This is a genomic window from Pseudoduganella sp. (genome assembly GCF_041914865.1).
Classification (GTDB): Bacteria; Pseudomonadota; Gammaproteobacteria; order Burkholderiales; family Burkholderiaceae_D; genus Rugamonas.
On record NZ_JAYSCO010000054.1, the window covers coordinates 17944 to 39359 of the forward strand.

The window sequence follows — 21416 nt, forward strand, 5'->3', positions numbered from 1 at the left end:
AGCAGGGGGCGCAGTTTTGCGCTACAGTAATACTTCCGGTACGTGAGGAGGGCGATATGGCTGAAGTAGCAATCCTGGGCGGTGGATGCTTCTGGTGCACCGAGGCGGTGTACCTGGAAGTGCGCGGTGTGACCAAGGTCGAGTCCGGTTACACGGGTGGCGCGCAGCCCAATCCGACGTACGAGCAAGTGTGCACCGGCGAGACCGGGCATGCCGAAGTGGTGCGGCTGGAGTTCGACCCGGCCGAGGTCAGCTATCGCGACCTGCTGGAGATTTTCTTCACCATCCACGATCCGACCACCCTGAACCGCCAGGGCAACGATGTCGGCACGCAGTACCGTTCCGTGATTTTCTACCAGTCGCCCGAGCAGGAGGCCACGGCGCGCCAGGTCATGGCGGAAATGGCCCATGTGTGGGACGCGCCGCTGGTGACCGAGCTGGCGCCCGCCGCGCCCTTCTTCAAGGCCGAGGAGTACCACCAGAATTACTTCGCCCAGCATCCGCTGCAGGGCTATTGCGCCTTTATCGTGGCACCCAAGGTGGCCAAGTTCCGCAAGACCTACGCGGAAAAGCTCAAATAGCGCCCAGCGCCTGGAGCGAGCTGCGCACCGCCTGCAGCTGGCGCAGCTCGTCCTGCGTGGGTTTTTGCAGGCGCGCACCCTTGACCTTGTCGTGCCGCATGCCGGCAGCGCCCGGACCGAAGTACACCGGCAAACTCATCAGTCGTTCCGCTTCCTGCAGCCATGTCCTGGCCTCGGCATGGACGCCGGCTTCGGCGAGCAGGAAGCCGTAGTTTGCTGCCGCGATCTGCACCGCCCAGGCATTCCGACCCGGTTCGACCAGGTGGCTGCGGCGCCGGTATTCCTGCGCCACATCGGCCCTGGTGCGGAATTGCGCAAACCATGGCTCCACCAAAGGCAGCCATGACGCCACCTGGGCCAGGCTGTGCGCCAGTTCGGTTTTGTCCGCGGCCGGCAGCCAGCAATCGCCGCCGTCCACACCGGACGACGACAGGCGCGCGGACAGCAGCAGCGCGCTGGGCGACTCGGCCGGGGTGAGCCAGCGCTCGTACAGCGCGGGCACGGCGATCCCGATATTGATGCAGAAGCTGCCGTCGCCATACTGCGTTTGCTGAAGGAAAAAGCCTTCCACCCAGCCGTCCTTCGGCCGGCCGAAGAAACCGCGCCCCAGGTCCGTGTACCCCAGCGGCGCGACCAGCGCTGCCATGATCTTTGGCGACGCCTTGGAAAAGTTGCCGTAGTCTCGTTTGACGCTCATTCCGCCTCACCAGGAAGTTGCTGCCGGGGCCGGAGCGCAGCGCCGCCTGCGCATTCCGTTGCGGCGCGCACCAGGTGCAGGGCGAGCTGCAGGGCGGCGATCCGGTTGTGCAGCAGGGTGTGTTGCGCGCTGCCTGGAGCGAATTTCGGCTGTGCCTGCGCGGACTTCGCCGTCAATGCCGCCAGCCGCTGCTGTGCTTCGGCGAGCTGGGCTTGCGTAAATTCGCCCGCGGCGGCTGCCTCGCCCTGCAGGAGGACGCACGCCACGCGCAGCGCGGCCACGTCGGCGCGCAGCATCGCATGCTGCCAGGTGCCGGCCGCGAGTTTCTGCAGCGCTTTCTCCGATTTGCTCAACAGCGAGGCGAGCGGCGCCCGTGCCGCGCTGCGGTCGGCCGGCAAGGACTCGGCAGGTACCTGGGCAGGCCGGCCCTGGGGCCGGCGGCGAGTGGCCGCGTCCATGTCAGGCCGGCCCGGCTGGCCACCGCGCCAGGCCAGTGCGCGGCGGCATCGGCATCAAAGCAGGGTACTTCATCGGGGACGGTGTTCCGTGCCTTCGCCGGGCGTGATGAACAGGGCAGTCGCGCTGCGGGGGACGTTGGCGGTGTGCCATGCGCCGCGCGGGACGAGCAGGAACTGGCCGGGCTGGCGCAAGCTGATGGTGCGCTGGCCGCCGTCCGACTCCAGCACAAAGTCCAGCGCGCCGGCCAGCAGCACCACTACTTCCTCGCCGGCGGGATGGCGCTCCCAGCCGGTCCAGTCGGCGCTGAAGTCGTAGGTCGAGACCAGCCGGCCAGGGCCGAGGTGGTCAAAGCCGCCGCTTGTAAGCTTTGCCCAGAACGCGTCGTCCACTTCAAGCGGAACCGACGTGCCGTCAGGGCCCAGGTGCAGGAAGGTCTCGGTGGCCCGGAAGGGGCCGTAGTCTGGGGCCATGTGCAAGCTCCTTATTCCTCGCAAAACTCAAACAGGTGCGCCGGGTGCAAGCCGGGCAGCATAGGGGTGGTGCCGCCGTCGCAGCACTCCGCCACTATATCCTCTACCTCCCGGCGCTGCGCGCCCGAAATGCCGGCCGGCGCCAGGATGCCGCAGCTTCGCTCAGGAATGCCGCACAGGACGCCTTCGGGAAACTCGTCGGCAATTTCCGGCGCCAGCAGCAGGCGCGACGTGCCCAGGCCATCGTCATGCATGCAGACGCCGAACACCAGCTGGTCGCCCGCCATCTTGCTGTGGGTGTAAAGCTGTTCGGACGCCGCGCGCAGATTCGCCATGGCCTGGGCGTGCACCGGCGTGCCGCCCGCTTCGAGCTCGCGGCAGCGCTCGAACGTCAGGTAGGTCATCGACGTAGCACCGGACAGTTCGACCCAGGTGACGGCCAGTTCAGGGTGGCGCAGCAGCCGGTGCGGACCCGGCCAGTTACCGAGCGTGAAATAGCTGCGTGGAACGATGATGGGGAAAAGCACTGTTACAAACTCCGTTAAAGGCTGGTGCGGCGCCACATGTGGATCTTGCCTTTGAAACCGTCGGGCGTACGCATCGCCATCGGTTCGAGGCCGAAGCTGCGGAAGCCGGCCGCTTCATACAGCGCGATGGCGGGCGTATTGCCCTCCGTGACCGTCAGCGTCACCACTTCAATGCCGGGGCGCTCGCTGGCATGGCGTAGCGCAAGGTCGAGTAGCTGGCGGCCCAGGCCACGGCCGCGCCACCCGGCCAGCATATACATGCCGAGCAAGAATGCCTTGTGGTTGGTTTTCGGGCGCGCGGAGAACTCCAGCGCCACCGCGCCCACCAGCTGCCCATCGCCGAACGCGCCGAAAGCAATCGTGTCCTGGCCGCTGCCCGCGATGCGCTGCTCCCACCATGACAGGGGCAGGTCGGCACGCTCGCCGGGTGCGGCGGTGAAGGCATCGGGCTCCTGCTGGTAGCCGTGCAGCATCAGCGCGCGGTATTGCGCGGCGTGCTCGCTTGCCAGGGGCTTGACGCTGGTGTGGGTTGCTTGTGTCATCCGGCCGGCAAGGTCAGGCTGTGATCGGATGGCTGCGGTGTGATGCCCATGATCTTCAGGTGTTCGGAATGCTCGAAGCGGTGCCAGTGGTTTTGCGGCACCACCAGCAGCTCGCCGGCATGCAGTTCGATGCGCTGCGCGGCGCCATCGACCATGACGACCACGGTGGTGCGTCCTTCGAGCACCATGACGATTTCGTCGCCCGCCTGGTGGCGTTCCCACTCGCTGCTGCCGGAGTAGTAGCCGACGGCGATGGCGCCATAGCGGTAGGGCGCGACTTCGGCAAAGGCCTGGTCGGCAATGCCGTCGAACGCCATCTCCGGCGTGCGGTTGGGCAGGTGGACCAGGCGGCCCACAATGTCGGCCAGCGATTTTCTCCCGACCGTCACGATAGCCATTGGATGACCGCATCGCCGCGGGCGGCAGCATTGCGGTAGAACGCCGCCAGTTCGCGGTAGTGGTACTGCAGGTAGCGCAAAGACTCCTCGCCATCACGCACCCAGATCACGTCGGGGTAAATTTGCTTGCGCTCCATGTCCTGCGGCGCGTAGCGCGGCGCCAGTGCCTCGGCCGGGAGGTCCGCCATGGTGCGTGCGACCTGCGCCACCTGCTCCGGCGTCAGGAAGCGCGGCGGGCCGCCATCCAGGTCCGGCCCGAACTCCTGGCCACCCAGCACGGCCAGGCTGTACGGCGGCTCGCCGCCATCGACATCGCCGGTCAGCAGGTAGTGGATGCCGTGCCAGGCCTTGTCGATTTCGATGAAATGCTCGAATGCGGCATCCTCATCTTCGGAATACAGGAACTCTTCAACGGCGTCCTCGTCCTCGCGCAGCTCTTGGAGCGTTGCAGGCGGCACAGCGACAAAGCACCCTCGTATTCCCATGGCAGACTCCTTGACTGGATGTGCCGTATCTTACTTGCACTAGGCCGTAAAAGACTCTCCAAAAGTCACCGTGCGCGCCGGACTGCGCGGGAAGGCAAACTGGGCATAGCGGTTGGCGATCCGCACCGAGGCATCGTCCACATAGCGTGCGAACAGCACCGACACGGCGGCCGAGCTGGCAAGCACGGCGGCGGTCGACAGCAGGGCGCGCGCCAGGAAATCCATGCCGCTGGTAGCGCTGTAAACCGCCATGCCGACCGAGGCCAGCATGAAGCTGTGCAGCAGGTAGAGCGAGAACGATTTGTGTCCCAGCCAGCGCAGCGGCTTGCTGGACAGGAAGCGGGACACCGCGTTATCGCCCACCGCCACCCACACCACCAGGATGGCGCCGCTAGCGTAAGGGAAATAAGCCCAGGCATCCGGCGGCAGCAGGCGGTCTTTCAGGATCAGCTGGATCAGCGGCTGGTAGACCGGCGCGCAACTGCTGATCCCGCCCATGAACAGGCCCAGCAGCAGGGCGCCGCCATGCGTGAACTTGTTGCGGCCGAACTGCCCCGCCTTGTTCAGGTAGGCGCCAGCGAAAAACAGGCCGTACAGCGGGGCGTTGAGCGGGTCGAAGGTGGCGATGGCAAAGACGGTCAGCGGGGCGTAGATCCAGCCGTGGCGCGCATTGCCGAACAGGGCGAGGAAGGCAAACAGCAACAGCGAACCGAGGAACTCGATGCGGATGGTCCACAGCACATAGTTATAGGTTTGCGCGCCATTGACCAGGGAGCGCCACAGGCTGTCCTTGATGGCGTCCCCCAGGTGCGGCGTGCCCTGGTAGGCCTGGGTGATGAAGCCGGGTAAATCGGTCACGCTGACCTTCAGCAGGCCGGCCGCCATCATCGACCAGCCGAGCAGGATGGAGGCGGCCACCGGAATGCCGAGGCGCAGATAGCGTTTGACCGCCGCTTGCTGTACCGAACTGTGGCGCCCCTCGAAGAAGGCCTTGGACAGCACATAGCCGCTCATGACAAAGAAAATGCAGACCGAAAACGTGCCGTTGAACAGGGTGTGCGGGAACTGCACGGCGACCTGCTCCCAGGACTGCTTGATGTACCCCGGGTTACAGGTCTGCAGGAAGGGAAAGAACGTAAACACGGCGTGCGACAACACAACCACCAGCGCAGCGATACCGCGCAAGCCCTCCAGGGCATAGTTCTTGGTATTTTTCATGCGGCGGTTTTTACCAACAATGCACTATTTCCTCAGTGCATTACCGGTAAATATAACGGCGCGACCAGGGCAGGGCGGCCGGGTTGCGGCCAGCTTTGGCGCAGACGATCTGGTACAGGCTGATCAAGTCCTGCTCGAAGGCATAGGCGCAGCCGGCCAGGTAGACATGCCAGATGCGGAACCGTTTGTCGCCCGCCAGGGCGCGCACCTGGTCTTCGTGTGCCTCGAAATTCTCCGTCCAGATGGCGCAGGTGCGGGCGTAATGGCGGCGCAGGTTTTCCACATCGTAGGCTTCCAGCTGTCCTTGCTGCATGGCGCGCAGCACTTCGCTGATGTGCGCCAGTTCGCCGTGCGGAAAGACGTATTTCTCGATGAATTCGCCACCGCCGTATGGGGTTTCGCCATTGTCCGGGTCGGTGGTGGTGATGCCATGGTTCATGGCCAGGCCGTCATCCGCCAGCAGCCTGTTGATAATGCTGAAGTACTCCACAAGGTGTTTGACGCCGACATGCTCGAACATGCCGACGCTGGTGATGCGGTCGAAGTGGCCCTGCACATCGCGGTAGTCCTGCAGGCGGATCTCCACCTGGCCTTGCAGCCCGGCGGCGCGCACGCGCTCCTGCGCCAGCGCGAACTGGTTTTCCGACAGCGTGATGCCGACGCAGCGCGCGCCGTGCTGCTGCGCGGCGCGGATCACCAGGGCGCCCCAGCCGCAGCCGATGTCGAGCAGGGTCTGGCCGGGCCGCAACTGGATCTTGGCCAGGATGTGGTCGATCTTCTTCAGCTGGGCGGTGGCCAGGTCCTCGTCGCCCTGCTCGAAATAGGCGCAGGAATAGACCATGTTCGGGTCCAGGAACTGCTGGTAGAACTCGTTGGAAACGTCGTAGTGGTAGCGGATGGCTTCCGCATCATGTTTGCGGCTGTGCTGGAAGGTGCGCACGATGCGGCCCAGGCGGCCGGTCTGGCGCAGCGAGCTGTGCGCCAGGGCGTTGACCACCTTGATCATGTCGGCCGCGCGGCCCTTGACCTCGATAAAGCCTTCGACATACGCGGTGCCGAGGTTGGCCAGCGACGGCGAGAGCAGGTAGCGTGCCGCCGACGGGCTAGGCACGCGGATCGTCACGCGCGGCGTCTCCGGCGAGAAATCGAAGCTGCGGCCATTCCACAGCTCTATCCGCAGCGGCAGGGCGATTTGCGGGGCGACGCTGCTGATCCAGCTGTTGATGCGGTTTTGCAGAAACATGCGCCAGCCCCTTCCCTGTGAGGGCGGATCAGGGCTGGATACGCTCCTTGCTCCAGCTGCCATCCGCCTGCCGCGAGTACACGATCCGGTCATGGAAACGCGAAGCGCGCCCTTGCCAGAATTCCACCCGTTCCGGCACCAGGCGGTATCCCCCCCAGTGCTCGGGCCGTTGCGGCTGCTCGCCGCTGGCCGCTTCCACAGCGGCATAGTTTGCTTCCATCTGCTCGCGGCTGCCGATCGGGCGGCTCTGCTGCGAAGCGATGGCCGCCAGCTGGCTCTTCACCGGGCGGCTATAGAAATACTTGTCGCTCTCTTCCGCTGCGGTTTTCTCGACACGGCCCTCGATCCGCACCTGACGCTCCAGCTCGGGCCAGAAGAAGAGGATTGCCGCATGCGGGTTTGCCGCGAGCTGCTGGCCTTTCTGGCTCTGGTAATTGGTGTACCAGGTGAAGCCGCGCTCGTCGTACTGCTTGATCAGCACGATGCGCGAACTCGGGCGGCCATCCGGGCCGACCGTCGCCACGCTCATCGCGTTAGGCTCGTTCACCTGCGCCTTCATGGCCTCATTGAACCATTTGGCAAACTGCGCAATCGGGTCGGCCAGGGTGTCGGCTTCCGACAGGCTGGCGCGGCCATAGTCCATGCGCAGGTCCGCCAAGGCGATACCACCGGCGACTGCCGCCGGCAGGATGCCGCGGCGCTGCTGCATGGCCTCGCCCAGGATGGTCATCTGGGCCGAACTCAGGATCCGTTTTGCCATGGGGGCAATGTACGCCTCTTCCTTAGCCATGTGCGCGCTGTAGGCTTGCACGAAGCGCTCCACGTCGGCCGCATCCAAGGTGGCGCTGGTCCCGTTGGCAATCTTATCAAGTTGTGAATTGAGTATAGTCCAGTCGCGGTCCATTTGCTGGTGCTGCGCCACGATTTGCGGGCCCAGTTCGGCCAGCAGGGCCGCATCCTCGCCCTCGGCCGCCGCGCTCAGGAGCGGGAACAGGTCCTGCTCCTCATCCTGATGGTGCAAGTGGGCGGCCTTGTTGAAGTATTTCTGCACCGCCTGCGCCGCCTGCTGGGCAGCGGCGTCGGCGCCATGCTGGGGCAGGTGGTCCAGCAGGTTTTGCAGGGTTTGCAACTGCTTGCGGATCTTGTCGTGGCAGTGCTTCAGGACGGCGATGGGCTGGTCGTAGCCAGGCGCGGTGTCGATCAAGGAGTTACTCATGGTGCGGGTCTGGTGAACTTGGCAAGAGAAAACATTGTAGCCCGGCTCGGCTAAAATAACGGGATGAATTCCCCGCAAATAGTTGATCCAGTTCTGGAAGATATCGATTTTGACCGCCGTTTTGGCGGCATTGCCCGCCTGTACGGCGAAAAAGCCCTGGCCCGCTTCCGTGGCGCACACGTGTGCGTGATCGGCGTGGGCGGCGTCGGCTCATGGATTGTGGAAGCGCTGGCGCGCTCCGCCATCGGCAAGCTGACCCTGATCGACCTCGACAATGTGGCCGAATCGAATATCAACCGCCAGATCCAGGCCCTGAGCGGCACCATCGGCATGGCCAAGATCAGCGCCCTGGCCGAGCGCATCGCCCAGATCAACCCCTTCTGCGAAGTGGTGCAGGTGGAAGACTTCATTACGCCCGACAACCTGGACGAGATGGTGGGCGCGCACAACTTCGATTACGTGGTGGATGCGATCGACTCCGCCAAATCGAAAACGGCGCTGATCCACTACTGCCGCAGCAAACAGATTCCCCTGATCGTGATCGGCAGCGCCGGCGGCCAGACCGACCCGACCCGGATCGAAGTACGCGACCTGTCCAAGACCGAGCAGGAACCGCTGCTGAAGAAAGTACGGCGCCGCCTGCGCAGCCAGTTCAACTACCCACCCAACTCCAAGAACAAGCTGGGCGTGGATGCGGTGTTCTCGATGGAACCGCTGAAATTCCCCGAAACCGGCGAAGTATGCACCGTGGACGGCGACGAACGGGCGCCGCAGCAAGGCGTCACCGGCATCAACTGCGCCGGTTTTGGCTCCGCCATGGTGGTAACGGCGACGTTTGGCATGGTGGCCGCCGGCCACCTGCTGCGCAAGCTCGCCGCTCAGGTGGAAGAGCCAGCCCCGGCCCCCGCGACCGCCAGCGGCACGTAAGCCCCGCCCGGCATCGACTCGACCAGGGCCAGTCCCGCCACATGCCAGGTCACCGGCGCCGCGCTGAAAGCGCCGGGCGCCTCCTTCGCCTCGCGCGCCAGGGTGATATGCGGCTTGAATTCCCCATGCGTTGCCGCGCTGAAGCCAGCCGCCTCCAGCCGCGCCATGAGACCGGCCTGAACCTCCAGCAGCGCCGCCGGCGGCGCCTGCATGCCGGCCCAGGCAATGCGCGGCCGCGTGAAATAGCCATAGCAATCGATTTCCAATGCCAGCGGCGGGATGACGGTCCCGGCCAGGATCGCCTGCAGAGCCGGCAGCGCCTCGGCCGGCTGCTGGCCCAGGAAGGCCATGGTCAGGTGCAGTTTCTCCGGCGGGATCAGGCGCCCCCGCACCGGCTGTTGCAGGCGCACCAGCGCCTGCCGCACCGCCGCGTCCGGCCAGAGCGCAAAAAACAGTTTGTGCGCGGGTTGTTTTGCTATCATGGCAGCCGCCTTAACACCTTGTAAAAGAATACACGATGAAACGCACTTCGATTATCTTCGCCATCCTGTGCGCTGCAGCCGGCCTGGCGCAAGCACAGCAGCCAACCCAGCAAGAACCAGCGGCCGCCCCGGCCGCCCAGGCCGAAGCCGCCACCCCGGCCAAGCCGGAACCGATCGTCCCCGGCTCCGCCCAGCCCGGCCCAGCCGCCGAACAACTGATCGTCACCGACACCAAGATCGGCAAAGGCGCCGAAGCCAATGTCGGCAACACCGTCTACATGCACTACACCGGTTGGCTGTACCGCCCGCTGGCCAAGAACCAGCGCGGCCGCCAGTTCGACAGCTCGATCCCGCGCGGCGAACCGCTCGACTTCAAGCTCGGCACCGGCAAGGTCATCAAAGGCTGGGACCAGGGCATCGTCGGCATGAAAGTAGGCGGCAAGCGCACCCTGATCATCCCGGCCGAACTGGCTTACGGCCCGCGCGCGATGGGTGGCATTCCCGCCAACTCCGCCCTGATCTTCGACGTGGAACTGATGGACGTCAAATAAGCTCAGTGGGCATGGCCATGGTTGTGACCGTGGTCGTGCCCATGGCCGCAGCCAGGGCCGTGCTCCTGCCCGTGCTCCTGCCCACCGTGCCCATGGCCGTGCAGGCTGCACTCATGCTGCGTCGTGCCCTGTTCGGTCTGCAGGGTGGTATGGTGGATGCCGAACTGCTCCTTCAAGCCACGCGCGATATCATCGATCGCCACATCGCCCGGGTAACCGCCCGGCATCACCAGATGGCATGTCAACGCCACATCGGTCGTGCTCATGGACCAGATATGCAGGTCATGGATGGCCGACACGCCAGGGCGCGCCAGCAGGAACTGCTCCACCTGCGCCACATCCACATTGCCCGGCACCGCGCCCAGGGTCATATCCAGCGCCTCGCGCAGCAGCGACCACGTGCTCCTCATGATCAGCACCACGATCACCAGGCTCACGGCCGGATCAAGCCAGGCCCAGCCCGTGTACATGACCAGCAGGCCCGCCACCAGCACGCCCAGCGAAATTGCCGCATCGGCCGCCAGGTGCAGGTAAGCGCCCCGGATATTCAGGTCATCCTTACTGCCCTTCATGAAAAGCCAGGCTGAGATACCGTTCACCGCAATCCCGATACCGGCCACGATGGACACGGTCAGGCCCTGCACTGGATGCGGCTCCATCAGCTGCTCGACCGCCCCCCAGGCGATGGCCCCGGTCGCCGCCATCAGCAACATCCCGTTGAACAAGGCCGCCAGGATGGAGCTGCTGCGCAAGCCATAGGTGTAGCGCCCCGAAGGCTCGCGTTTGGCCAGGATGGCCGCGCCCCAGGCCAGGATCAGGCTCAGCACATCCGACAGGTTATGGCCGGCATCGGCCATCAGCGCCGTGGAATTGGCCAGGAAGCCGTAGAAGAACTCGATGGCCACGAAGGCCGCATTAAGCGTGATCGCAATGGCAAAGGCACGGCCATGGCCCGGATCGGCGTGGTGGTGGTGGTGGCCGTGATCGTGGCCATGCCCGTGGTGATGGTGCGCGCCCATAACTAATTCCCGTTGGAAGGTTCGGCGATATGCTCCAGCATATCGCGCAGGACACCGCTGATGTGGGCATCGGCGGTGGAATAGAAGACCTGCTTGCCCTGGCGCTCCGACTTCACGATGCGCGCCGCGCGTAGCAAGCGCAGGTGGTGGCTCACCAATGACGAGCTAAGCTGGAGCGACGTCGCGATATCGCTCACCGCGATGGGCTGCTCCAGGCAAGCCAGCACGATACGCAGCCGGGTCGGATCCCCCAGCAAATGGAACAAATCCGCCAGCTCCGCCACGGAAGCATCGTTTTCAGGATAGATCGCCATAGCAAACAAATGAATAGGTATTCACATGTTAGCACAAAGCGGCGCCAAAAACTGGTGCCAAAAACCGGTGCCAAAAACCGGTGCCAGGTCTGTCATTCGGACAGCTAGCGCTAACTTTTGACATTTCTCAATACGTCAATTCAACCGAAATCGCGTATTGAGAAAGATCAAAGAATTGGCGCGCGTGTCCAAATGACAGACCTGGCACCGGTTTTTGGCACCCAAATGACAGACCTGGCACCGGTTTTTGGCACCGGTTTTGGCGCGGGTTTATTTGACGAGCTCGGCTTCGAATTTGGCGCGGGTGGGGGCGTCTAGGGTCTGTAGGGCGCGCTCGAGCTTGGCGGGGGGGATGCCGGTGGGCTTGCTGAAAATAGCCTGGCCAATCAGCACCAGGGCGGCGGTCAGGACGGCGACCCCGGCGGCGGCGGCCAGCAGCCTGAGCTCGCGGCGCGAGAACGGTTCGTGCGAGGTGGGGATGGGGCGGGCGCCCGGCGGTGCGACGTAGGCGACGCCGGACGGGGCGCTGGCGCCACCCGAGGCGGCCGGGCGGGCGCTGTCCAGCCGGGCCAGGTGGCGTTCGACCGCTTCTTCCAGCACCGCTTCGTTCAGCGCGACCAGGGCGAATATGGGGTCGTCGACGTCTACCTTGATGCCGGTCTTTTCGAAGACGTGCAGGCGCAGCTTGTGCGGGTCGAGGGTCATTTACCAGTTCACCAGGTCGAGTTGTTCGAACAGGTCGCGGAATACGACCTTGATGCGCTGCTTTTCCATTACGTTGAATTTGTCGCTGGCTTTCACTTCGTCGATCGTCAGGCGGCCCGTGTTCATCTTCTTGACGTCGGCGCCGAAGGTGTCGGCGTTGCGGGCGCTCAGCACAATGCGGCCGCGTACCCGCGCCGAGTTGTCGGCGTAGGTCTGCGATTCGAGGAAGGATTTGCCGGAGGCCGATTGCAGCAGGCCGAAATGCTCGTTTTCCCACAGTACCAGCGGTACCTGGGTCGATTTGGCCGTGGTGACAAAGCCCATGGCGGTGTCGTGCAGGGTGTCGCCGCCGCCGACAATGGTGTGGATGTACACCTTGCGCCCCGATTCTTCCAGCAGGTTGAAGCAGTCGTTTTCGATCAGATACGCCATCAGCGGTGAGAAGGTGTTGGCGCCGTTGTCGATCACGCAGTTGCCGCCCTCTTCCAGGATGTCGATCATCAGGGCGTCGAAGCGCTTGGGGTCGATGGTGCGCGATTCGGTCATCACCGGTACGTGCTTCACATTCAGCGATTTGTAGCGCGAGAAGGTGGTGTTCTCCTGGTCGGTGTCGTAGCAGCGCAGCGTGGTTTCGCTCTTCCCTTGCAGCCATTGTGCGAGGATGGTCGATACGAAGGTCTTGCCGATGCCGCCCTTGCCTTGCAGGACGAAGTGAACCGTGTTTTGCATTGATGCTCCTGTTATCTGTGGCAGTCGGCCGCGCCGCTGTCGCTGGCTTCCTGCTGCGGGTGTTCCGGTGCGGTCCTGGGTTCAACCGCGAGGAACTCCCATTCGTAGCCGTTCTCTTTCAAAATCAGTTTCAGCACGCCGGTGCGCCAGTTGATGCGGGCTTCGCTCTGGTCGTGGATCCAGAGGTAGGGCGTGAGGTAGGCGCCGCCGGTGCCGACCACGAACTGGCGTACGCCGCGCGCGGCGTCGGGCTGGGCGTCGGCGTCCATCGGGGCCAGGCGCTCGTAGTCGTGGTCATGCCCGGACAGCACCAGCTCGACGCCGGCGCCGTGCAGTGCGCGCCAGACGTCCTGCATCTTCTTCGTCGGGGTGTGTCCGCCAGAACTATACATGGGCGCGTGCCAGTAGGCGAGGGTGCAGCGCGCCTGGCTGGCGGCCAGGTCGTCTTTCAGCCACAGCAGCTGGCGCTGGTGCTCGGCGGGATTGAGGTGGCTGTTCAGGGAGATGAAGTGCCAGCCGCCCTTGTCGAAACTGTAATAGCCGCGCCCGCGCGGGCCGGCCAGTTCGCCGAAGTAGTCGTAGTAGCCGTTGGCGTTGCCGGTGCCGTATTCGTGGTTGCCGGGGGCGGGCCGGGTGCGTTCCCGGAACTGGCCCCAGGTGGGGGCGTAGCAGTCGCGGAATTCGGCGGCGGCGCCATTCGGGTAGGTGTGGTCGCCCAGGGACAGCACCAGGGCCTTGGGGTCGCCTTTGGCGATCAGGGCGGCGGTTTCGGCGGCGCCGGAGTAGGCGGCGCGGCTGTAGCGGCAGTCGGCGATGTCGCCGGCGGCGTACACCACCAGCGGGGCGGGGGCGGCGTGGCCGCCGGCCGGGGCCAGGGCGGCTGCGGCCAGCCAAGGTAGAATGCGTCTTTTCATTGGCACCATTTGGACAGGCATGCGAGTTTCACCATCCAGCGAGCAGGAGGCGATCCTGAATTCCCGCGCCCAGACCTTGATGATCGAGGCGCGCGCCGGGACTGGCAAGACTACCACGCTGGCCATGCTGGCGGCACAGGAACCGGGCGTTGTGCTGGGGCTGTGCTTTTCCGAGGGCGCGCGCCTGCGCTTTTACGAGAAGCTGGCGCTGGAGTGCCCGGGCCGCAAGGTGCAGGTGCTGACCGTGGAGGCGCTGGCGCGTTCGCAGCTGACGCGCATCGCGGAGCATGGCAACTGGCTCGACCTGCCGGAGCGCTGGTCGAGCCTGGAGCAGATGCGGCCGATGCTGGTGGCGGCGGCCAATGCGGTGTGGCAGCGCCATGCGGGCCGCTATACGGAGTTCGATTTCGATTTCGAGCGCAGCACCCAGCGCGTGGAAATGATGCTGCAGCTGCTGGCGCAGATGAAGGCGACCCTGGCCACCCTGCGTTTCGAGGATGAGGTGTTCGATGACTTTACCTTCGATGAGCTGTGCAGCCAGTTCGAGCTGGAGGACCGCGAGATCGTGGAAATTTTCCATGAGTTCGAGCGCCGCCGCCAGCCGCAGGCCGGCCATATCCTGTGGCAGGCGCCGGTCGATTATGCGACCGACCTGGTCTCGATCCTGCGCCGCTTCCCGGAGGCGGTGCACGATATGCCGCAGGCCGACCTGCTGCTGGTGGACGAGTGGCATGATGTGAACGCGGCCGAATTCGAGCTGCTGCAGATGTTCCGCCGACATGCGCGGCTGGTGGTGGTGGGCGACCGCCATCAGGTCATCAACGCCGAACGCGGCGCCGATCCGCGCTTTTCGGGCGGCGGCTTTGAGCTGGCCTTCCCGGATGCCGAGCGCCTGCCGCTGTCGCAGTCGCGCCGCTGCGGGGTGTCGCTGAAAAAACTGCTGGAGCGCGCGCTGCCCAAGTGCGGCTTCGAGTCGCACCCGGACACGTATTCCGAGGTGCGCCATGTCGAGTACGATCCGGCCGATCCGCAAGCCTGCGCCCGCGCGGTGGTGGCGCGGGCGAGGGAGCTGGCCAAGGGGGCGGACCTGGCCATCATCCTGCGCGAGGTGGACCAGAGCGTGGAGATCGAGAACGCCCTGCTCGACGCGGGCCTGCCTTACCATTGCGACGGTTTTGCCTCCTACCTGCAGCGGCCGGAAATCATGGCGCTGCGCGCGCTGCTGCACGTGGCCAGCGGCGATTACAGCACGCTAAAAGCGGATAAGGAAAGCTGTGAGCTGATGGTCGATGGCTTGCAGACCTATTTTGCGGTGTCGGGCGAGCGCCGCGATTACGAGTCGAACCATGCCATCTACGGTTCGGGCGACGCTTACAAGCAGCAGAAGGATGCCGTGGTGCGCGATCCGGAAACGCTGGAATTCATGTTCAGCGGCCTGCTGTGCGTGGAGCAGCCTTACGACACCGGCGCCACGCGGCGCTGGAAGCAGCGCCTGGCCAACGTGCTGGCGGCGATGAAGGAGCAGGCCGCCAGCGCCAGCGCGGCGCAGCTGCTGCGCCTGGCCAGCGACGGCCTGGACCTGCCGGCCGCCACCCGCCGCACCTTCGTCAACCGCGCCCATGCCGATTCGGTGCTGCGCACCTTGCGCGCCTTCCTCGACTTTGCCCAGCGCCAGGGCGATGCCAGGGCGCCGGAGTTCCTGCAGGAGCTGCGCCGGCGCCAGGTGGCGACGCGCGGCAAGGCGGGCGCGCGCGGCGCGGTGAAGGCGCTGGCGCTGGCCACCGTGCAATCGGCCAAGGGCAGGGAGTGGCAGCAGGTGCTGCTGCCGTATATGGAGGAGGGCCAGTTCCCGCGCGTGACGCGCAACGCGGAGGAATTCGCCGAGGAACGGCGCTACCTGTATGTGGCGATCAGCCGCGCGATCGCGGGGCTGACCCTGTTCGAGCCGGACGCCGCGCACGCCGCGCAGCGCAGCCGCTTACTCAACTGAATCAGTTAATAAAGCGCAGCAGGCCTTTCAGTGCATGCTCGATGGTCTGCTGGCGCACCGCGTGGCGGTCGCCGCCGAACACCAGGCGTTCGGTGTGCACGGTGTCGGCATTGGCCCAGCCGAAACAGACGGTGCCGACCGGCTTGCCCGGCACGGCGCCGGTGGGGCCGGCAATGCCGGTGACCGACACGGCGACGTGGGCGTTGCTGCTGCCGAGGGCGCCCTGCGCCATCGCTGCCGCCACCTCTTCGCTGACGGAGCCGAATTGCGCCATCATGGCGGCCGGCACGTCCAGCATCTCGGTCTTGGAGGCGTTCGAGTAGCAGACGAAGCCGCAATCGAACCAGCCGGTGGAGCCGGCGATTTCCGTGACCGCGGTGGAGATGCCGCCGCCGGTGCACGATTCTGCGGTTGCCAACAGCAAGCCTTTGTCCTGCAGGGCCTTGCCCACCTGGGCGGCCAATTCGTTGATATCGGTACTCACTTGTGGCTCCTTTAGCAAACAAAAGCGGTTGACCCCATTCTAGCGCGCTGCTGTGCAACTTGACCACGCTGCAGCGCAATAATGTGGCATCACGACTAACTTGCAAGTCGGGAAGTGCTGCTGTGGTGCGGCAAATCAAGAATTGCGCCATGCTTTGGTGCTCAGCGATAGAATGGCCGCAGTCCCCTGTTCGCGAGGCAAGGTGGTGAGGACTCTCACAGGAAGATGTCCCGGTGTCTGGCCCTTGGTGCTGCTGGCCGTGCTGCTGGCTGCGCCATGGCCGCTGCTTGCCCATGCCCAGGCCGGCAGTAGCCTGGAGCGCCAGGTCAAGGCGGCTTACCTGTATAAATTTGCCGGTTTCGTCGAATGGCCCGAGGGCAGCTTCCCGCGCCCCGACAGCGCGGTGGTGATCGGGGTGGCCGGCGCCGACGCGCTGGCTGACCAGCTGGAGCAGACCGTGGCCGGCCACACTGCCAACGGCCGCCCGCTGCAGGTGCGGCGGCTGCGGCGCGGCGACAGCCTGGGCGGGGTGCACATGCTATTCGTGTCGGGGCAGGACAAGTCGCTGGCGCACGACCTGCTCAGCGCCAGCCGCGGCCAGCCGGTGCTGACCGTGACCGATGCCGACGACACCTTCGGCCTGGGCAGCATGATCAATTTCCTGATCGCCGATGAGCGGCTGCGTTTTGAGGTGTCGCTCAAGCCGGCCCTGGCGGCGCGCCTGAAAATCAGCGCGCGCATGCTGTCGGCCGCTTACCGTGTGCAGCAGGTGGCGGGATGATGGCCCGCCGCCGCTCCTTGCCGCAAAAGCTGCTCGGCGTGGTCATGCTGGTCACGCTGGCGGCGCTGCTGGTGTCGCTCGGTACCATCCTGGCCTATGACCTGCGCGCTTACCACCAGTCGCTGACGGCCGACATGACCACCCAGGCCGAGCTGCTGGGCCATATGAGCGCGCCGGCGCTGACCTTCGACGACCAGCGCCTGGCCAAGGAAAACCTGGCCCTGCTGCGCTTGCGGCCCAAGGTGCATGCGGGCGCCCTGTTCAATGCGCGCGGCCAGCTGTTTGCCACCTATGTGGCGCCGGGGCAGGACGCGGCGGTGCCGCCCGCGCCGCGCGCCGACGGCGTGGCTTTCGCCGATGGCAAGATGCTGCTGTTCCGCAGCATCCGCGACAACGGCGAGCTGCTGGGCACCGTCTACCTGCAGGCCGACTACGAGATCCTCAGCCGCTTCGGCGATTATGTGCTGATCGCCTTCATCGCCACCTTGCTGGCGCTGGGCATCGCCTACCTGCTGATGCGGCCCCTGAACAAGGTGGTGACGCAGCCGGTGCTGGCGATCGCCGACGTGGCGCGCGAGGTGGTCGATACCGGCGACTATTCGCGCCGCGCGCCCGGCACCAGCAACGACGAGGTGGCGGAACTGGCGGCTTCCTTCAACAAGATGCTGAGCGTGATCGAGAGCCGCACGCGCGAGCTGGAAAACTCCAACAGTGAGATTGCGCGCGAGGCCGAGCAGCGCAGCAAGGCGCAGCAGGAAGTCATGCGCCTGAACGAAGAGCTGGAGCAGCGCGTGCATGAGCGCACCCTGCAGCTGGAGCAGGCCAATGCGGAACTGGCCAGGGCAATGGAGGAGGCGAAGAGCGCCAACCAGGCCAAGTCGGCCTTCCTCTCGTCCATGAGCCATGAGCTGCGTACGCCGCTCAATGCGATCCTGGGTTTCGCCCAGATCCTCACGTCCGAGAAGCTGCCCTCGACCCTGGCGCAAAAGCGCGAGTTCGCCAACCATATCCTGAAGTCGGGGCGCCACCTGCTCACGCTGATCAACGAAATCCTCGACCTGGCCAAGATCGAATCGGGCGCCGTGGCCCTGTCGCTGGAGCCGGTGGCGCTCAACGAAATCCTGCACGAGTGCGAGAGCATGGTGGCGCCGCTGGCCGGCAACCGCGGCATCCGCCTGCTGTTCCCGGACGGCTGCGTCGCCAACGTCACGGCCGACCGCACGCGCCTCAAGCAGATCCTGCTCAACCTGCTGTCCAACGCCATCAAGTACAACCGCGATGGCGGCGCCGTGGTGGTCGATTGCAGCCCGAGCGCGCCTGGCCTGGTGCGGGTGTCGGTGCAGGACACCGGCATGGGCCTGAAGCCGGAGCAGGTCCGGCAGCTGTTCCAGCCCTTCAACCGCCTGGGCCAGGAGAGCGGTGCCGAGGAGGGCACCGGCATCGGCCTGGTGGTGACCAAGCGCCTGGTCGAGCTGATGGGCGGCACCATCGGCGTCACCAGCAGCCAGGGCGTGGGCAGCATGTTCTGGATCGAGCTGCAGTCGACCGAGCCGACGCCGTCGCGCGTGGACCCGAATGCGGAGCGGGAGGCGGAGCACCAGCGCCACGCAGAAGGCGAGCCGGCCACTATCTTGTATGTGGAGGACAATCCGGCTAACCTGAAACTGGTGGAGGAAATCATCAGCTTCCGCCCCGACCTGAAACTGCTGTCGGCGCCGGACGGCCACCTCGGCATCGAGTTGGCGCGCGCGCACCGGCCGGACATTATCCTGATGGACATCAACCTGCCGGGGTTGAACGGTATCGAGGCCCTCAAACTGCTGCATACCGACCCGCGTACCGCCCACATCCCGGTCATCGCCCTGACCGCCAACGCCATGCCGCGCGACGTGGAAAAAGGCCTGGCGGCAGGCTTCTTCCGCTACCTGATCAAGCCGATCAACATCGACGAGTTCACGGAAGCGATCAACAGCACCATGGCCTTCCTGGCGCACCGGGAAGAGGAAGGGAGCACGTCCCTGTGATTAACCGCGACGACATCCTGAATGCCAACATCCTGATCGTGGATGACCAGCCGGTGAATGTGCAGCTGCTGGAATACCTGCTGCAGACCAGCGGCTATGTGCAGGTCAGTTCCACCACCGACCCGCGCGTGGTGGCGCCCTGGCACGAGGAGCACCGCTACGACCTGATCATCCTCGACCTGCACATGCCCGGCATGAGCGGCTTCGATGTGATGGAAGCCCTGAAGCCGCTGGAGCCGGAATACCTGCCGGTGCTGGTGGTAACCGCGCAGCCGGACCAGAAGCTGGCGGCGCTGGACGCCGGCGCGCGCGACTTCGTCACTAAGCCGTTCGACCCGGTCGAGGTGCTGACGCGCATCCACAATATGCTGGAAGTGCGCCTGCTGCACCGCCAGGCGCGCGACTACAACGAAGTACTGGAGCAGACCGTGCGCGCGCGCACCGCCGACCTGCAGCGCTTCCGCAGCGCGATGGACGCCACCGCCGATGCGATCTTCCTGATCGATACCGGCACGCTGGCGCTGGTCGATGCCAGCGAGGGCGCCTGCCGCATGCTGGGCTATCCGCGCGCGCAGCTGCTGGCGCAGGAACCGTCGCGCCTGGGCCTGGGCGGGCGCGAGGCGCTGGCGCAGCAGGCCGAACGCGCCGGCCAGGCCGCCGCCGCGCCGCACCGCGCGCCGGAACTGACGGAAGGGGAGCTGTTGCGCAGCGATGGCGCGGCGGTGCCGGTGGAGGTGTACTGGCTGCTGCAAAGCGAAGGGGAGTCGGCGCACCGCACCCTGATCTGCGTGGCGCGCGACATCAGCGAGCGGCGCCTGGCCGAGGAGCGCCTGCGCCACATGGCGCACTACGACGCGCTGACCGGCCTGCCCAACCGCACCCTGTTCTTCCAGACCCTGGGCGAATCGATCGAGCTGGCGCAGGACAAGGAGTGGCGCATCGTGGTGCTGTTCATCGGCCTGGACCGCTTCCGCAAGGTGAACGATTCGATGGGCGCGGCCATGGGCGACAGCCTGCTGCACGAATTCAGCAACCGCCTGGTGCAGTGCGTGCGCCTGCGCGATACGGTGGGGCGGCTGGGCGGCGACGAGTTCGCGCTGATCCTGACCATGACGCGCGACCAGCAGGATGCGGTGCTGGTGGCGAACGAGGTGCGCGAGGCGCTGCGCAACCCGTTCGATCTGGATGGGCACCAGGCCACGCTGACGGCCTCCATCGGCATCGCCATGTACCCGGACGATGCGAACGATCCCGAGACCCTGGTCAAGTACGCCAACACGGCGATGGAGCGCGCCAAGGAGGCCGGCGGCGACGGCTACCGCTTCTTCACGGCGGGCATGAATGTGCAGGTGCTGGCGCGGCTGGACCTGGAGATGGCGCTGCGCCGCGCGCTCGACAACAATGAGCTGGAACTGCATTACCAGCCCAAGGTCAACCTGACCACCGGCCGCATCAGCGGGGCGGAAGCGCTGCTGCGCTGGAACCGGCCGGGCTACGGCCTGGTGTATCCGGCCGAATTCGTCAGCGTGCTGGAGGATACGGGGCTGATCGTCCGGGTCGGCAGCTGGATCATCGAAGCGGCCTGCCGCCAGATCGCGGCTTGGCTGCGCACGCCGGTGGGTGGGGTACACGTGGCGGTCAACGTGGCCAGCCGCCAGTTCGTCGAAGGCGACCTGGAGAACGAAGTCAAGGAAGCGCTGGAACGGCACCAGGTGCCACCGGAACTGCTCGAGCTGGAGCTGACCGAGACGGCCTTGATGTCGAACGCCGAGCGCACCATCCAGGTGCTGACGGCGCTGAAGGAGCTCGGCATCAAGGTGGCGATCGACGATTTCGGCACCGGCTATTCCTCGCTGGCCTACCTGCAGCGCTTCCCGATCGACAAGCTGAAGATCGACATCGCCTTCGTGCGCGACATCACCACCAACCCCAACGACGCGGCGATTGCGCTGGCCATCATCAGCATGGCGCACAGCCTCAAGCTGCGCGTGGTCGCCGAGGGCGTGGAAACGCGGCCGCAGCTGGAATACCTGCGGCGCAACCGCTGCGACGAGATCCAGGGTTACTTCTTCTCGCGCCCGCTGGCGCCGGCCGAGATGGGCGCGCTGGCCGAATCGGGCAAGGCGCTGCCGCCGGACCCGAATGTGGCGGCCGAGCCGCCGCAGACCCTGCTGCTGGTGGATGACGACGTCAACGTGCTGTCCTCGCTGCACCGCCTGTTCCGGCGCGACGGCTACCGCATCCTGACGGCGGTCTCCCCGGCCGAAGGCTTCGACCTGCTGGCGCTGTACCCGGTGCAGGTGATCGTGTGCGACCAGCGCATGCCGATCCTCTCCGGCACCGAATTCCTGGCCAAGGTGAAGGAAATGTATCCCGACACCATCCGTATCATCCTGTCCGGCTACACCGGGCTGGAAGCGGTGCTCGACTCGATCAACCGCGGCGCCATCTACCGCTTCTACACCAAGCCGTGGGACGACACCCAGCTGCGCGACAACATCCGCCTGGCCTTCCACCACTACTGGCTGATGCACGGCAGCGGCCGCCGCGCCGGCGAACCGGGCGAAGACCACACCGCCCTCACCGGATAAAAAAAGAGGGGCCAGCTTGGCTGGAGAAAAAATGGTGGCGAAAAAATGGGGACGTACCCTATTTTTTCG

24 protein-coding genes are annotated in these 21416 nt (G+C 65.5%); 7 read left to right on the forward strand and 17 right to left on the reverse strand.

Annotation, left to right across the window (positions count from 1 at the left end; translation table 11 throughout):
- The first annotated feature begins 56 nt into the window (after positions 1 to 56).
- On the forward strand, positions 57 to 581 hold the full coding sequence (gene msrA, locus ACE3TQ_RS20790) for a peptide-methionine (S)-S-oxide reductase MsrA (protein WP_374584563.1): 525 nt from the start codon (positions 57 to 59) through the stop codon (positions 579 to 581).
- On the opposite strand, the gene ACE3TQ_RS20795 is transcribed toward msrA, so the two are convergent.
- From ACE3TQ_RS20795 to pdxH, 10 genes are all read right to left on the reverse strand, one after another.
- The gene (locus ACE3TQ_RS20795; RefSeq protein ID WP_374584565.1) at positions 574 to 1278 is read right to left on the reverse strand and encodes a hypothetical protein; all 705 of its coding nucleotides are present in this window, start codon (positions 1276 to 1278) and stop codon (positions 574 to 576) included. The two genes, msrA and ACE3TQ_RS20795, sit on opposite strands and share 8 nt — an antisense overlap.
- Complete coding sequence (locus tag ACE3TQ_RS20800; protein WP_374584567.1) at positions 1275 to 1676, reverse strand: hypothetical protein; 402 nt, start codon at positions 1674 to 1676, stop codon at positions 1275 to 1277. Before ACE3TQ_RS20800 ends, ACE3TQ_RS20795 begins: the two co-directional genes overlap by 4 nt.
- A gap of 129 nt (positions 1677 to 1805) precedes the next feature.
- The gene (locus ACE3TQ_RS20805) at positions 1806 to 2207 is read right to left on the reverse strand and encodes a cupin domain-containing protein (RefSeq protein ID WP_374584569.1); all 402 of its coding nucleotides are present in this window, start codon (positions 2205 to 2207) and stop codon (positions 1806 to 1808) included.
- 11 nt (positions 2208 to 2218) lie between these two features.
- A complete protein-coding gene (locus tag ACE3TQ_RS20810) occupies positions 2219 to 2734 on the reverse strand; it encodes a hypothetical protein (RefSeq protein ID WP_374584571.1) in 516 nt (171 codons plus the stop codon).
- A 14-nt stretch (positions 2735 to 2748) separates the two neighbouring features.
- Entirely contained in the window at positions 2749 to 3276 is a 528-nt protein-coding gene (locus tag ACE3TQ_RS20815; RefSeq protein ID WP_374584573.1) for an N-acetyltransferase family protein, read from the reverse strand.
- A complete protein-coding gene (locus tag ACE3TQ_RS20820; protein ID WP_374584575.1) occupies positions 3273 to 3674 on the reverse strand; it encodes a cupin domain-containing protein in 402 nt (133 codons plus the stop codon). Before ACE3TQ_RS20820 ends, ACE3TQ_RS20815 begins: the two co-directional genes overlap by 4 nt.
- The gene (locus ACE3TQ_RS20825) at positions 3662 to 4159 is read right to left on the reverse strand and encodes a YfbM family protein (RefSeq protein ID WP_374584577.1); all 498 of its coding nucleotides are present in this window, start codon (positions 4157 to 4159) and stop codon (positions 3662 to 3664) included. The genes ACE3TQ_RS20820 and ACE3TQ_RS20825 overlap by 13 nt, the downstream gene beginning before the upstream one ends.
- A 39-nt stretch (positions 4160 to 4198) precedes the next feature.
- Complete coding sequence (locus tag ACE3TQ_RS20830) at positions 4199 to 5377, reverse strand: acyltransferase family protein (RefSeq protein WP_374584579.1); 1179 nt, start codon at positions 5375 to 5377, stop codon at positions 4199 to 4201.
- Between the two features lie 40 nt (positions 5378 to 5417).
- The gene (locus tag ACE3TQ_RS20835) at positions 5418 to 6620 is read right to left on the reverse strand and encodes a class I SAM-dependent methyltransferase (protein ID WP_374584581.1); all 1203 of its coding nucleotides are present in this window, start codon (positions 6618 to 6620) and stop codon (positions 5418 to 5420) included.
- Positions 6621 to 6648: 28 nt separating this feature from the next.
- The gene (gene pdxH / locus ACE3TQ_RS20840) at positions 6649 to 7836 is read right to left on the reverse strand and encodes a pyridoxamine 5'-phosphate oxidase (RefSeq protein WP_374584583.1); all 1188 of its coding nucleotides are present in this window, start codon (positions 7834 to 7836) and stop codon (positions 6649 to 6651) included.
- A gap of 63 nt (positions 7837 to 7899) precedes the next feature.
- Here pdxH and tcdA point away from each other — a divergent pair, with 63 nt between their 5' ends.
- Positions 7900 to 8763 carry a tRNA cyclic N6-threonylcarbamoyladenosine(37) synthase TcdA gene (gene tcdA / locus ACE3TQ_RS20845; protein ID WP_374584585.1) on the forward strand — a complete coding sequence of 288 codons (864 nt, stop codon included), beginning with the start codon at positions 7900 to 7902 and terminating at the stop codon, positions 8761 to 8763.
- Here tcdA and thpR read toward each other — a convergent pair.
- Positions 8715 to 9245, reverse strand: coding sequence for an RNA 2',3'-cyclic phosphodiesterase (gene thpR / locus ACE3TQ_RS20850; RefSeq protein ID WP_374584587.1), 531 nt, complete (start codon positions 9243 to 9245; stop codon positions 8715 to 8717). The genes tcdA and thpR overlap by 49 nt on opposite strands.
- A gap of 35 nt (positions 9246 to 9280) precedes the next feature.
- On the opposite strand from thpR, the gene ACE3TQ_RS20855 reads away from it, so the two are divergent.
- On the forward strand, positions 9281 to 9796 hold the full coding sequence (locus ACE3TQ_RS20855; protein WP_374584590.1) for an FKBP-type peptidyl-prolyl cis-trans isomerase: 516 nt from the start codon (positions 9281 to 9283) through the stop codon (positions 9794 to 9796).
- 2 nt (positions 9797 to 9798) lie between these two features.
- Here ACE3TQ_RS20855 and ACE3TQ_RS20860 read toward each other — a convergent pair whose 3' ends face one another.
- The 5 genes from ACE3TQ_RS20860 to ACE3TQ_RS20880 form a co-directional block, all read right to left on the reverse strand.
- Entirely contained in the window at positions 9799 to 10815 is a 1017-nt protein-coding gene (locus tag ACE3TQ_RS20860) for a cation diffusion facilitator family transporter (protein WP_374584592.1), read from the reverse strand.
- A 2-nt stretch (positions 10816 to 10817) separates the two neighbouring features.
- The gene (locus ACE3TQ_RS20865) at positions 10818 to 11129 is read right to left on the reverse strand and encodes an ArsR/SmtB family transcription factor (RefSeq protein ID WP_374584594.1); all 312 of its coding nucleotides are present in this window, start codon (positions 11127 to 11129) and stop codon (positions 10818 to 10820) included.
- Positions 11130 to 11399: 270 nt separating this feature from the next.
- Entirely contained in the window at positions 11400 to 11834 is a 435-nt protein-coding gene (locus tag ACE3TQ_RS20870; protein WP_374584596.1) for a hypothetical protein, read from the reverse strand.
- On the reverse strand, positions 11835 to 12563 hold the full coding sequence (locus ACE3TQ_RS20875) for a hypothetical protein (protein WP_374584598.1): 729 nt from the start codon (positions 12561 to 12563) through the stop codon (positions 11835 to 11837).
- A gap of 11 nt (positions 12564 to 12574) precedes the next feature.
- Positions 12575 to 13477 carry a metallophosphoesterase gene (locus ACE3TQ_RS20880; RefSeq protein ID WP_374584600.1) on the reverse strand — a complete coding sequence of 301 codons (903 nt, stop codon included), beginning with the start codon at positions 13475 to 13477 and terminating at the stop codon, positions 12575 to 12577.
- Positions 13478 to 13496: 19 nt separating this feature from the next.
- On the opposite strand from ACE3TQ_RS20880, the gene ACE3TQ_RS20885 reads away from it, so the two are divergent.
- Positions 13497 to 15467 (forward strand): 3'-5' exonuclease, encoded by a 1971-nt coding sequence (locus ACE3TQ_RS20885; protein WP_374584602.1) that lies wholly within the window; start codon positions 13497 to 13499, stop codon positions 15465 to 15467.
- Position 15468: 1 nt separating this feature from the next.
- Here ACE3TQ_RS20885 and ACE3TQ_RS20890 read toward each other — a convergent pair whose 3' ends face one another.
- A complete protein-coding gene (locus tag ACE3TQ_RS20890) occupies positions 15469 to 15951 on the reverse strand; it encodes a CinA family protein (RefSeq protein ID WP_374584604.1) in 483 nt (160 codons plus the stop codon).
- A gap of 247 nt (positions 15952 to 16198) precedes the next feature.
- Between ACE3TQ_RS20890 and ACE3TQ_RS20895 the strand changes: the two genes are divergently transcribed.
- Genes ACE3TQ_RS20895 through ACE3TQ_RS20905 form a run of 3 tightly spaced genes read left to right on the forward strand, consistent with a single transcriptional unit; the run spans position 16199 to position 21347 of the window.
- Positions 16199 to 16732: a YfiR family protein gene (locus ACE3TQ_RS20895; protein WP_374584610.1), complete on the forward strand. Its 534-nt coding sequence runs from the start codon at positions 16199 to 16201 to the stop codon at positions 16730 to 16732.
- On the forward strand, positions 16729 to 18756 hold the full coding sequence (locus tag ACE3TQ_RS20900; protein WP_374584606.1) for an ATP-binding protein: 2028 nt from the start codon (positions 16729 to 16731) through the stop codon (positions 18754 to 18756). The genes ACE3TQ_RS20895 and ACE3TQ_RS20900 overlap by 4 nt, the downstream gene beginning before the upstream one ends.
- Entirely contained in the window at positions 18753 to 21347 is a 2595-nt protein-coding gene (locus tag ACE3TQ_RS20905) for an EAL domain-containing protein (protein WP_374584608.1), read from the forward strand. The genes ACE3TQ_RS20900 and ACE3TQ_RS20905 overlap by 4 nt, the downstream gene beginning before the upstream one ends.
- Positions 21348 to 21416 lie beyond the last annotated feature (69 nt).

Excerpts from the sequence above, each read along its gene's own strand:
- ACE3TQ_RS20830 (WP_374584579.1), bottom strand. The coding sequence starts at position 5,377 with ATGAAAAATACCAAGAACTATGCCCTGGAGGGCTTGCGCGGTATCGCT.
- ACE3TQ_RS20885 (WP_374584602.1), top strand. The coding sequence starts at position 13,497 with ATGCGAGTTTCACCATCCAGCGAGCAGGAGGCGATCCTGAATTCCCGC.
- ACE3TQ_RS20880 (WP_374584600.1), bottom strand. The coding sequence starts at position 13,477 with ATGAAAAGACGCATTCTACCTTGGCTGGCCGCAGCCGCCCTGGCCCCG.
- ACE3TQ_RS20815 (WP_374584573.1), bottom strand. The coding sequence starts at position 3,276 with ATGACACAAGCAACCCACACCAGCGTCAAGCCCCTGGCAAGCGAGCAC.
- ACE3TQ_RS20900 (WP_374584606.1), top strand. The coding sequence starts at position 16,729 with ATGATGGCCCGCCGCCGCTCCTTGCCGCAAAAGCTGCTCGGCGTGGTC.
- pdxH (WP_374584583.1), bottom strand. The coding sequence starts at position 7,836 with ATGAGTAACTCCTTGATCGACACCGCGCCTGGCTACGACCAGCCCATC.
- thpR (WP_374584587.1), bottom strand. The coding sequence starts at position 9,245 with ATGATAGCAAAACAACCCGCGCACAAACTGTTTTTTGCGCTCTGGCCG.
- ACE3TQ_RS20865 (WP_374584594.1), bottom strand. The coding sequence starts at position 11,129 with ATGGCGATCTATCCTGAAAACGATGCTTCCGTGGCGGAGCTGGCGGAT.
- ACE3TQ_RS20860 (WP_374584592.1), bottom strand. The coding sequence starts at position 10,815 with ATGGGCGCGCACCATCACCACGGGCATGGCCACGATCACGGCCACCAC.
- ACE3TQ_RS20875 (WP_374584598.1), bottom strand. The coding sequence starts at position 12,563 with ATGCAAAACACGGTTCACTTCGTCCTGCAAGGCAAGGGCGGCATCGGC.
- ACE3TQ_RS20825 (WP_374584577.1), bottom strand. The coding sequence starts at position 4,159 with ATGGGAATACGAGGGTGCTTTGTCGCTGTGCCGCCTGCAACGCTCCAA.
- ACE3TQ_RS20855 (WP_374584590.1), top strand. The coding sequence starts at position 9,281 with ATGAAACGCACTTCGATTATCTTCGCCATCCTGTGCGCTGCAGCCGGC.
- tcdA (WP_374584585.1), top strand. The coding sequence starts at position 7,900 with ATGAATTCCCCGCAAATAGTTGATCCAGTTCTGGAAGATATCGATTTT.
- ACE3TQ_RS20795 (WP_374584565.1), bottom strand. The coding sequence starts at position 1,278 with ATGAGCGTCAAACGAGACTACGGCAACTTTTCCAAGGCGTCGCCAAAG.
- ACE3TQ_RS20835 (WP_374584581.1), bottom strand. The coding sequence starts at position 6,620 with ATGTTTCTGCAAAACCGCATCAACAGCTGGATCAGCAGCGTCGCCCCG.
- msrA (WP_374584563.1), top strand. The coding sequence starts at position 57 with ATGGCTGAAGTAGCAATCCTGGGCGGTGGATGCTTCTGGTGCACCGAG.
- ACE3TQ_RS20805 (WP_374584569.1), bottom strand. The coding sequence starts at position 2,207 with ATGGCCCCAGACTACGGCCCCTTCCGGGCCACCGAGACCTTCCTGCAC.
- ACE3TQ_RS20870 (WP_374584596.1), bottom strand. The coding sequence starts at position 11,834 with ATGACCCTCGACCCGCACAAGCTGCGCCTGCACGTCTTCGAAAAGACC.
- ACE3TQ_RS20820 (WP_374584575.1), bottom strand. The coding sequence starts at position 3,674 with ATGGCTATCGTGACGGTCGGGAGAAAATCGCTGGCCGACATTGTGGGC.